Here is a 10,275-nt window from a genome sequence, read left to right as displayed (position 1 = left end):
GTCGTTTCCGTGCCCCTGGATTGGGTCATAGTGTCTGTCGTGGCCGGGGAAGTGGGTCTTCCGTTCTTTTCACTAATCGATTGATTCGCTCCAGGAGGCTCGAGCCCGTGAGGGAGCGAGCGTTTGGGGCGTGGCTGTGGCGTTGTTTGCCGCGAATGTCCGCTTTGGGCGTATCATCGTGGGCATCTCGCAAAACCTCGTTGCAAGGGAGACTCATCCCATGGCTACAGAAAAGTCCTCGTCGCGCCCATGGATGTCCGATGCCGCGATCTATCAGATCTATCCGCGCTCGTTTAAGGATTCGACTGGTTCGGGTCTGGGCGATATCGCGGGCATTACCCAGCAGATGGACTATCTTGAGCAGCTGGGCATCGAGGCCATCTGGCTGAGCCCGTTTTACCCATCGCCTCTTGTCGATGGCGGCTATGATGTGGCGGACTACTGCGATGTCGACCCACGTCTCGGCTCGCTTGACGACTTCGATGACATGATCGCTGCGGCTCATGCGCACGGCATCAAGGTCATCGTCGACATCGTGCCCAACCATTCGTCCAACCAGCACCCCTGGTTCAAAGCCGCTCTTGCCGCCGGCCCCGGATCACCCGAGCGCGCCCGTTATATCTTCCGCGATGGTCGCGGCGAGCACGGCGAGCTGCCTCCCACCAATTGGAATGCCAACTTTGGCGGCCCCGCCTGGACGCGCGTCGCGGACGGTCAGTGGTATCTGCACATGTTTACGCCCGAGCAGCCGGACTTTGACTGGTCGTGTCCCGAGGTTCATGCGTTCTTTTGCGACGTCCTGGCGTTTTGGAGCGATCGAGGCGTCGATGGCTTTCGCATTGATGTGGCGCACGGTCTCGCCAAGGATCTCGACCGCGATGACCTCGACCGGTGGCATCTCGCCGAGGGCGATGACATGGTTGAGGACGGCACCCATCCGCTGTGGGACCGCAACGAGGTCCATGAGATCTATCGCGAGTGGCGCCGCGTGTTCGACCGTTATGATCCGCCGCGCAGCGCCGTTGCCGAGGCGTGGGTTCTGCCCGAGCGCCAGTATCTCTACGCACGCCCCAGCGAGCTTGGCCAGACATTCAACTTTGAGTTCGCCAAGGCCACTTGGACCTATGATGACATGCACGCTGCAATCGAGAAGGGCTTGAAGGCGGCTATCGAATCCAATTCTGCCTCGACCTGGGTACTCTCCAACCACGACGTGCCGCGCGTGGCGACACGCTATGCCCTGCCGCAAATCAAGGCGACGCGCTACCATCAGATTGCGCTCGACTGGCTCTTACGCGACGGGTCGTCTTATGACGAGGGCCGTGAACTCGGTGAGCGCCGCGCGCGGGCGGCCCTTTTGCTTGAGCTGGCGCTTCCGGGCTCGGCATACGTGTATCAGGGTGAGGAGCTCGGCCTTTTTGAGGTGGCCGATATCCCGTGGGCCGCACTCGAAGATCCTACTGCGACCAATACGCACGGACCGAAGCGCGAGAAGGGGCGCGACGGCTGCCGTGTGCCCCTGCCGTGGGTGGCAGCGGACGATCCCGTGCAGGGCGGATCGTTTGGGTTTTCACCGGCGGACGCCGATGCGGCGCCCCATCTGCCGCAGCCTGCATGGTTTTCCGATTACGCTGCCGATAGGGAAGAAGCGGACCCGACATCGATGCTTGCGCTCTATCGTGACGCCCTCTGGCTGCGGCGCAAGCTGCGCGGGCGCGCCAACGATCTTAAGTGGCTCGATCTTGACGGGCGCACCGGCCTTGCGGATGGTGCCGAGGGCGCTGAGGGCGGCGTCATCGCCTATCGCCGTGACAACGGCTGGGCGTGTGTGACGAACTTCGGTGCAGCACCCGTGGAGCTGCCGGCGGGCAGGGTCCTGCTCACCTCATCACCGCTTGCAGACGGCAAGCTCGCGCAGGACAGTTCTGCCTGGATCATGCTCGCTGAGTTGTAGGGGCCTCTTGCGGCGAGTTTGCGTTTGCCTGCGCTTTCCGTGGTGGCTGATGTCTTCGCGAGGTTCGCGAGGGTGTCGCAAAACTTTTCAAAAAAAGTTCTTGCATTTGGGTGGATTATCCCGTATATTAAATCCTCGCAGGCGGACATGGCTCAGTTGGTAGAGCACAACCTTGCCAAGGTTGGGGTCGCGGGTTCGAGCCCCGTTGTCCGCTCCATTTGGGCGTTTAGCTCAGGGGGAGAGCGCTTCCCTGACACGGAAGAGGTCAGAAGTTCAAATCTTCTAACGCCCACCAAATGTTCGCAGCTCAGAGGCTTAGCCTCTGAGCTGTTTTGTTTTGGTCGCCAAATCGCCGGCAAAAGGTACCTCGCTTCATGAAAGAGCGGTTCTGAACGTCAGTTTAGCCTTGTCATCTCAATCGAGTGGGGGTTGACCATTTTGAACATAACCGTGCATCTCGTTGACGTTTCTGCGATCGATCCCGGCGAGACCGTTGATATGGCATCAATCGCGGGACGTTATGCCTCGCGTGCCTCCAATGGAGATCTCCCCATTGCGTCTCGGAGGGAAGCTGCGGGCGTGGGTCTGCTGCTTCGCGACGCCCTGGGTGTCTTCGACGACACCCAGCTTGCGCGCTCTGCTTTCGGCAAGATCGAGCTTGCGGATGGGGAGGCCCCCTCTATTTCCATTTCACATGGCGGAAGCGTGGCCGTCCTCGCTGTTTCCGATGTTGCTCGGTCGGTCGGAGGACCTATTGGCGTGGATATCGAGGCGGTCGATGAGATTGTACCTATTGCGGTTGAGCGTATGGCGAGCTCAAGGGAACGGGCGTGGATTGACGCTGCGGCAGATTCGCAGGAACGCGCCTTTCGGCTGTGTCGGGTTTGGACGCGTATCGAAGCCGTCCTGAAGGCGGAGGGGTCCGGCTTTTCAATCGATCCCCGCAAAGACGGGTTGCCGAGCGGATGGTTTACTTCCTCGGTGGTGTTTGGCCAGTGTGTCATCTCTTGTGCAGCGCGTTCTATGCCCCATATCGCCATTGAGGAGCATGCCTTTCGGGTAGCCATAGTAGCCAATCGCCAACAGGGGAGGCCTTCTATGTCACTGAACGCTAAAAACGATATTGCTTCGCGGATCGAAGGCGCCGTCTTTGAACTTATGGCGACAACGCCTGTGCAATCGATTAAGGTCACCGACGTACTCCGTCTTGCCCATACATCAAAATCAACCTTCTATCGTTGCTACCGCTCTGTCGATGATGTGGTCAAGCGCTTTGAAGATGAGCTGCTCCAGAACATGCAAGACATTAACGACGTTGCCCTTGAGGCTCGTTTTGGTGATGCGCAGCTTGATCCCACGCCCACGATGATCAAGCGCATGGAAATCCTCAAGGCCAATCGCTCGAAAGTCCTGGCGCTTAACAGCGATAACGGTGATCCCGTGTTTGCACACAAGGCAACGATCTTCATGCATGACTATTTTCGCGATCGTTTGCGGTCGACGTTTTCGGATGAGACGGACCTCGATCTGTATCTTGCTTTTGCGCTTGCGGGCCACCATAACCTCATCCAGTATTGGCTCGAAGTCCGGCCTGACCTTGAGGCACGAACCGTTGCCGCCGCGCTCAATCGCATGTTCTACGCACCGCTCTTTGTCGACGATACCTCGCGCCATTGGCACCCACGTATCCCCGATTTTGAAAAGCCACTCGGGTGAGCGGCTGTTTTTTAGGGATGAACGGTTGCGCATGCAGCGAACTCAAAGTGCTCCAACCCTATGAATCGGTTTTAAGCACGGTCATTTATCTGCTATTTGGAACGAAATTAAGCTATGCGTACCAAATGATGGGACATATAACGGCTTTTTGTCCCACAACACCAAATAAACCCCTCATAAACTAAAGCTACGTTCAAAAGAACCACTGCAGTAGTTCAACGTGTGACGGCACAGAAAAGCCGCGAGCGCTCTCTCACCTTCGCTCGCGGCCGGACTGCGCCATCACTCCGTACACCCTCACATGATTAGGATGTGATATTCAGTGGTTACGCTCGGAAAGAACATGCGCAGCGTCTCGATTGTAGGCGTAGGCTGCACCCCGTTCAAGGATTTTGAGGAGCATCCCGAGACCCAGGGCATTGGCGAGGGCGAGGCGTTTGGCTATGCTGCCCTCGAGGCAATTGCCGATGCCGGTCTTGAGCCCCGCGATATCGACTTTTTCTACCACGGCAGCGCCAATCCGTATCTTGTTGGCGATTGCATTACCCCCAACATGCAGGTTGCCGATTGGTTTGGCGTTCGCGCCAAGGGTTCCGTCCATCATTCCGAGGCTTGCTGCACGGGCTACGTCGCCCTTGAGCAGGCCGTGATGGCAGTCGCCTCCGGTGCCTACGATGTCGTCCTTACGGGTGCCTGCGATTTGGCTTCGACCCTTCCCGTTGAGCACATGCCCTCGCATATTCGCCAGGACTTTACGCTTGACGTCATGATTCCCTCGCTCGATAAGATCTATGACCGCGCGTATGGTCGCCCGCTCGATGGTGCCTTTGGCGTGTCGTTCGACAACTGGATCAACGAGTATTCGATGCAGTACGACCTTACTGCCGATCAGATCGATGACGCCCTGAACGGCCTTACCAAGAGCCTTCGCCGCGGTGCCGTCCTGAATCCCCTTGCCTGGTACGAGACCACGGTCGAGGAGGATGCGAAGGCGGCTGGGTTCGATACCGCCGACGAGTATCTCAAGAGCATGTACAACCCGCGCGTTACGCAGTACCTGCGCGTTACCGGCTTTGAGAAGAAATGCGACGGTGCCGCCGCTGTTGTCGTGATGCCCACGGAGAAGGCCAAGGCCATGGGTGTCCCGTATGCACCTATCGAGGTTCTGGGCACGGGCGCCTCTGCCGTCGAAGCCGGCCTGCTTCACAACGAGCACTGGGCTACCGAGCTTGCTGCCAAGCAGGTCTACGACCTTACCGGCGTGAGCCCCGATGAGATCGACCTGTTTATGTGCAATGACTTCTTCCTGGCTTCCGAGATCGTCTCGGCCGAGGAGTGCGGCTATATTCCGCGCGGCGAGGCTTGGAAGTATGCGATCGATGGCCGCACCGCTTTTGACGGCGATAAGCCCATCAACCCGCACGGTGGCCGTTGCAACTTCGGCCACGCTCATGGCGCATCCGGTATCGCCGATATCGTCGAGGCCGTCAAGCAGATGCGCGGCGTCGCCGGTGCAACCCAGATGAAGAAGATTCCTGAGACGGCCTTCCTGCGCGGTTTTGGCGGTTCTCAGAATGTGCGCTGCCAGATTCTTCGTACCGTCGCCTAAGCGACCGCGGTTTTCGATTTCCCATAAGGAGTATTCTCATGCAACTCAAAGATATGGAGCCCGTGGTCAAGAAGTTCTACACGGGTCTTGAAGAGGGCATCTATTGGGCACGTCAGTGCCCCGAGTGCGGAGCCGTCGAGTTTCCGCCTCACCTTGCCTGCAATGCCTGCGGCTACCACAAGACCGATTGGGTCCAGGTTTCCGGTCACGGCCATCTGATCGATTTTACCCTGCCTGGTCCGCAGAACGACAAGCCCTACCTCAAGGAGTATGGCAAGTACGCCTACGGCGCCGTCGATATTGACGAGGGTTCTCAGTACACCTACGTCATCTACGGCATTACCAAGAAGAAGGCCCCCGAGATCCGCGCCAAGCTCATGGCGGGCGAGACCGTTGGTGTCCATGCCAAGGTCATCGATCGACCGGGTTACAAAGAGCTCACGTTTGAGCTTGACGACTAGGTTTTCACCCTTTTAACAATTCGATTCCTCTCTTAGGCCACGGCGGGACCCGTGTCTCCAGCCCGCCGTGGCCGCCCCTCTTTTTATCTTAGAAAGGCACCATCATGAACGAAGAACTCACTCAGCAGATCTGCGATTTTGCCAAGTCCGCTTACAACTACGATGGCGATGTGACCCCCGAGACGACGTTTGAGACCCTGGGCAAGGGCTCGATGAAGATGATCGCCCTGACCTCCATGATCGAGAACGAGCTCGATGCCGAGGTCCCCGTTCGCGAGGTCATGGTCATGAAGACCATCGGCGAGCTTATCGAGCGCACTGCCGAAGAGATGGAGTAGCTGCCATGGACCTGATGCAGACCCTGCGCGAGCAGGCTGCCGCCAAGCCTATGCGCGTTGCTTTTCCCGAGGGCGAAAACGAGACCATGATGCAGGCGGTCGCAAAGATCGCCGCCGAGCATCTTGCCGAATGTGTGCTGGTCGGCGACGGCGGTAAGCTCAAGGAGCTTGCCGATGAGCGCGGCATCTCCCTTGACGGCATCGAGATTGTCGATGTGACCGACGAGGAGGCGAACGCTGCCTGCTGCGAGCGCTACCTTTCGCATCCGGATTGCAAGTTTAAGCCCAAGGGCGCCGCGCGCCGTATGGCGCGTCCGCTTGAGCGCGCCCTGATTTTGCAGGTGCTCGGCGATGTCGACGTAATGTTCGCCGGCATTGATAACGCCACGGGCGATATTATCCTGGCGGGTCAGACCATCGTCGGCCTTGCCGACGGGGTGGACACCGTGAGCTCGTGCGGTATCGCCGACATTCCCAACTGGAACGGCGGCGAAGGTGGCCTTTTGGCTTTTGGCGATTCCGCCGTTTGCGTCGACCCTACGAGCGAGGAACTTGCCTCGATCGCGATTTCGTCGAGCGAAACGGTGCGCTCGCTGACCGGATGGGATATCCGTTGCGCGCTGCTTTCGCATTCGACTGACGGCTCGATGGATAACGAACTCGTCGACAAAGTACGCCGCGCTCGCGAGATTGCCAACGATCGCCGTCCCGACCTTGCCATCGACGGCGAGTTCCAGTTTGACTCGGCGATTAACCCCAAGGTTGCGGCCAAGAAGGTACGTCGTGAGTCCGCTGTTGCGGGACAGGCCAACGTGGTCATCTGGCCTGATATCAACGTTGGCAATATCGGCGTCAAGATCATCCAGAACCTGACCGGCGCCAATGCTTACGGCCCCATGCTTCAGGGCTTCAAGAAGATCGTGTGCGATTGCTCGCGCTCTGCGCCCGTCGACGAGATCGTCGGCAACGTGGTGATGAGCTGCGTGCGCGCCCAGGCGCTTAAGGAGGCTTAAGATATGTCCGATAAAAAGACTCCCTGGCGCATCCTGGTAATCAACCCGGGTTCCACTTCCACGAAGGTGGGCGTTTTTGAGGGTGATGAGTGCAAGCTCAGCAAGAACGTTGCGCACGATGCGAAGGACCTCGCCCAGTTCGATGGGGTTTCGGCTCAGATGCCGTATCGCTGCGATCTGATTCTTGGAGCACTGGGGGAGGCGGGCCTGAAGCTCGAGGACTTTGATGCATTTGTCGGTCGCGGCGGCGGCTTGCTTTCGTTGCCCGGCGGCACGTATGCCATCAATGAGGTCATGCTCGAGCATGCCCGCATCGGTGCGAACGGCATTCAGCACCCGGCGCAGCTTGGCCCCCAGATTGCCCATGAGTTCGCTTCAAAGACGGGCAAGCCCTCTTTTGTGGTGAATCCTCCCGATACCGATGAGCTGTGCGACCTCGCACGTATGACGGGCATTAAGGGCGTGTATCGAAACGTGCACCTGCACGCCCTTAATCTTAAAGAGACCGCCATTCGTCACGCGGCAAAGCTCGGTCGCGCATATGACGAGTGTAACTTTATTGTTTGTCATATCGGCGGTGGCATTTCGATTTCCGCTCACCTTAAGGGCAAGATGGTCGACGGCAACGACATCGTCGGCGGCGAGGGCCCCATGGCGCCGACGCGCTGTGGCTCGGTCCCCGCAATCGAGGTCGCGAAGTATACGGCGGAACATGGTCTCGACGTTGCCCGCGCCCATTGCATGAAGACCGGTGGCTTCGTTGACCTTTTGGGTACGTCCGATGCCATCGAGGTGTGTGAACGTGCCGCTGCGGGCGATAAGGCTGCAGCACGCGCTTGGGATGCAATGGTTTACCAAATCTGCAAGTGGATTGGCGAGATGGCCTGCGTGCTGAAGGGCGACGTCGACGGCATCTTGCTCGGAGGCGGCATGGTCCACAGCAAGGAGCTCGTTGCCTCGATTGAGGAATGCTGCTCTTGGATCGCTCCCGTATCGGCTTATCCCGGCGAGTTTGAGCTCGAGGCGATGGCGTCTGGCGCCTGCCGCGTGCTCGATGGTGTCGAGGAAGCGCTCGTGTACAGCGGAGAACCCGTGTTCACCGGATTCAACGACTAATAGTGCTGTGTTTGGGGCGGCCGCTGGTGATGTCTGGCCGCTCCGACCCTTTTCTTTAAGTGTAAGGATGGATCATGGATAAAACCAAGATCAAGTACCTGGTGGGCATTTACGCAGCCGCCATGTGCATCATGGGCATGCTCGTGCCCGTTCCCATCGTGGCCTCTGTTGCGGCCGCGTTTCCCAACGAGAACATCGCTGCCGTTCAGATGATTATCGGCATCATCCCGTTGATGATGGCGTTGTCCGCCATGCTCGTCTCTTCACAGCTTGCCTCTCGCGTGTCCAAGAAGAAGACGACGCTCGTCGGTCACATTATCGTGATGCTGGCAGGCGCCTCGGTGCTGGTGTTCCACGACTCGCTCGGCCAAGTCTTAGCGGCTTCTGCTGTCATGGGCCTTGGTCTCGGTGCCGTGCAGAATTCAACGGACGCTCTTATCGCGGATTACTTTGGCGGAAAGCAGCGCTCGTTTGTCATGGGCATCTACTCCACTTTTGTTGCACTGGGCGGCATTATCTGGACGATGGTTTCCGGCATCTTGGGTTCTGCCGAGTGGTTCCACAGCTATGCGGCGTACTTCATCATGATCATTTTCATCGTAATCGAGGCTGTTTGCCTTCCTGAGGGTCATCTTGAGCCCAAGCGCGAGGTCAACGTGTTTGCCAATATGCCTAAAGAGGTCGCGATTATCACGCTCATGAGCTTTGTGTTCGTACTTACGTTCCAGCTCTTTAGCTCCAATGTCTCGCTGCTTGTCGTGGGCCGTGGCTTTGGCGGTACCGTGGAGGCCGGTCTTGCCTCTACCGTTATGACCGTTGCCGGTATTGCGGCTGGTCTTTTGGTCGGTCCGCTGTTTGCCAAGTTTAAGAACCTGGCTATGCCGATCGCGTGGGGCGTGACGCTCGTCGGCCTGGGCCTGACGCTGGTTGCGCCCGCCTTTATGGTGCTGTGCGTTGCGGGTTTTGTCGTTGCGCTGGGCAAGGAGACCTACGTGCCGCTGGAGGGCAATTTTGCCGCCGGCAACTCTGCCCCCGAGGGACGTGCGTTTAACCTCGCCATTGGCATGGCAGGTATCAACTTTGGCATGGCATTGTCTCCCATTGTGTTTGAGGCCGTGACGTCGCCGTTTGGTGCAACGATTGACCAGAAGTTCATCGCCGGCATGATCGTCTGTGCGGCTTGTGTCGTCTTTGGCGCCATTAAGTATCGCAAGCTCACCCCGGCCCAGCTTGCCGAGGCCGAGAAGATGGCGGCCGGCGGCGAGGCGGAGTAGCCGCTCGAGTAGTTGCTTTGCCGCACATCATGTTTTATCGGGGCCGCCGACATATGCCGGCGGCCCTCTTTCTATCAATGACTTTGAAAGGCTTACGGCTATGAAGTTACCTGTCAGGCGCGTTATCGGTATTCTCAACGGCTTCTTTAACCCGCTATTGCTCTGCGCGTTTCTCCCCATCATTGAAGGGGCGCCTGGCTTGGATCTGACGGGCCCCACGGGCTTTTGGGGACAACTCATCGTGGCCACGGTGATCGCCGAGGTTCTGAGCGCACTCCCGCTGTTTGGCAAAACGGTTGGTATGTGCCTGGACTTTTTTGGTTTTGAGCAGGGGAGTGCATCACACAAGATCGCCGGTACGGTCATCGGTGCCACGCTCCTTTTTATGGTGATCGGTTTTGGCGAGATTGCCTTCCAAGGAGGATTCGGAACGATTGAAGGCCGTACGTTCTTCGCGCGTTGGGCCGGCCTCGTCACAAAGGGATGGGCCTTTGTGGTTATCGCCGGCGTGCTGCTCGATCCCTTTACAGCGGCTCTCGGCCGCATGATGGTTCGCGAAGAGAGGTAATAGATCCTCGCCTATCGAATGCCGGCGGACGGGGCGCCGGGGCTGTAGTCTTCCGAGCGTTTACAGTCCTGTCGCTCCGTCCGCCGGCATTCGACCGCAACATGTTGGTCAAGCATAATCTTTTGGATTCTTTTGGCGTGAGCGGCTTGGTTTTGGTAGGATTTGTCAGCGGCGCGGTTGAGGGGGTTTCAAAACTGCCGTGCAGGTAGTCGAGCTGATAACGTTT

Annotated in this window: 9 protein-coding genes and 2 tRNA genes; all 11 read left to right on the top strand. The window is 58.3% G+C overall.

The genetic code is table 11. From position 1 onward, the window contains the following. Positions 1-220 precede the first annotated feature (220 nt). The 11 genes from DW925_RS06585 to DW925_RS06535 all read left to right on the top strand — a co-directional run bounded on the left by DW925_RS06585 (position 221) and on the right by DW925_RS06535 (position 10,049). Entirely contained in the window at positions 221-1,954 is a 1,734-nt protein-coding gene (locus tag DW925_RS06585; RefSeq protein WP_233503832.1) for a glycoside hydrolase family 13 protein, read from the top strand. Positions 1,955-2,095: 141 nt separating this feature from the next. Further along, positions 2,096-2,171: transfer RNA gene (locus tag DW925_RS06580), tRNA-Gly, on the top strand. 3 nt (positions 2,172-2,174) lie between these two features. Next, positions 2,175-2,249: transfer RNA gene (locus tag DW925_RS06575), tRNA-Val, on the top strand. A 284-nt stretch (positions 2,250-2,533) separates the two neighbouring features. After that, positions 2,534-3,670, top strand: coding sequence for a 4'-phosphopantetheinyl transferase superfamily protein (locus tag DW925_RS06570; RefSeq protein ID WP_158565754.1), 1,137 nt, complete (start codon positions 2,534-2,536; stop codon positions 3,668-3,670). Positions 3,671-3,992: 322 nt separating this feature from the next. Further along, positions 3,993-5,279: a thiolase family protein gene (locus DW925_RS06565; RefSeq protein ID WP_233503833.1), complete on the top strand. Its 1,287-nt coding sequence runs from the start codon at positions 3,993-3,995 to the stop codon at positions 5,277-5,279. A gap of 38 nt (positions 5,280-5,317) precedes the next feature. Beyond that, positions 5,318-5,740 (top strand): Zn-ribbon domain-containing OB-fold protein, encoded by a 423-nt coding sequence (locus DW925_RS06560; RefSeq protein WP_117583871.1) that lies wholly within the window; start codon positions 5,318-5,320, stop codon positions 5,738-5,740. 104 nt (positions 5,741-5,844) lie between these two features. Next, complete coding sequence (locus DW925_RS06555) at positions 5,845-6,078, top strand: acyl carrier protein (protein ID WP_055251381.1); 234 nt, start codon at positions 5,845-5,847, stop codon at positions 6,076-6,078. Between the two features lie 5 nt (positions 6,079-6,083). Continuing rightward, positions 6,084-7,091: a phosphate acyltransferase gene (locus DW925_RS06550; RefSeq protein WP_117790657.1), complete on the top strand. Its 1,008-nt coding sequence runs from the start codon at positions 6,084-6,086 to the stop codon at positions 7,089-7,091. Between the two features lie 3 nt (positions 7,092-7,094). Then, positions 7,095-8,207: a butyrate kinase gene (gene buk / locus DW925_RS06545; protein ID WP_117629736.1), complete on the top strand. Its 1,113-nt coding sequence runs from the start codon at positions 7,095-7,097 to the stop codon at positions 8,205-8,207. A gap of 74 nt (positions 8,208-8,281) precedes the next feature. Beyond that, on the top strand, positions 8,282-9,481 hold the full coding sequence (locus tag DW925_RS06540; protein WP_117583874.1) for an MFS transporter: 1,200 nt from the start codon (positions 8,282-8,284) through the stop codon (positions 9,479-9,481). A gap of 100 nt (positions 9,482-9,581) precedes the next feature. After that, positions 9,582-10,049, top strand: coding sequence for a hypothetical protein (locus DW925_RS06535; RefSeq protein ID WP_117583875.1), 468 nt, complete (start codon positions 9,582-9,584; stop codon positions 10,047-10,049). The last annotated feature ends 226 nt before the right edge of the window (positions 10,050-10,275 follow it).

Source organism: Collinsella sp. AM43-1, from assembly GCF_003467925.1.
Classification (GTDB): Bacteria; Actinomycetota; Coriobacteriia; order Coriobacteriales; family Coriobacteriaceae; genus Collinsella.
This window is presented reverse-complemented; position numbering and strand designations above follow the sequence as displayed.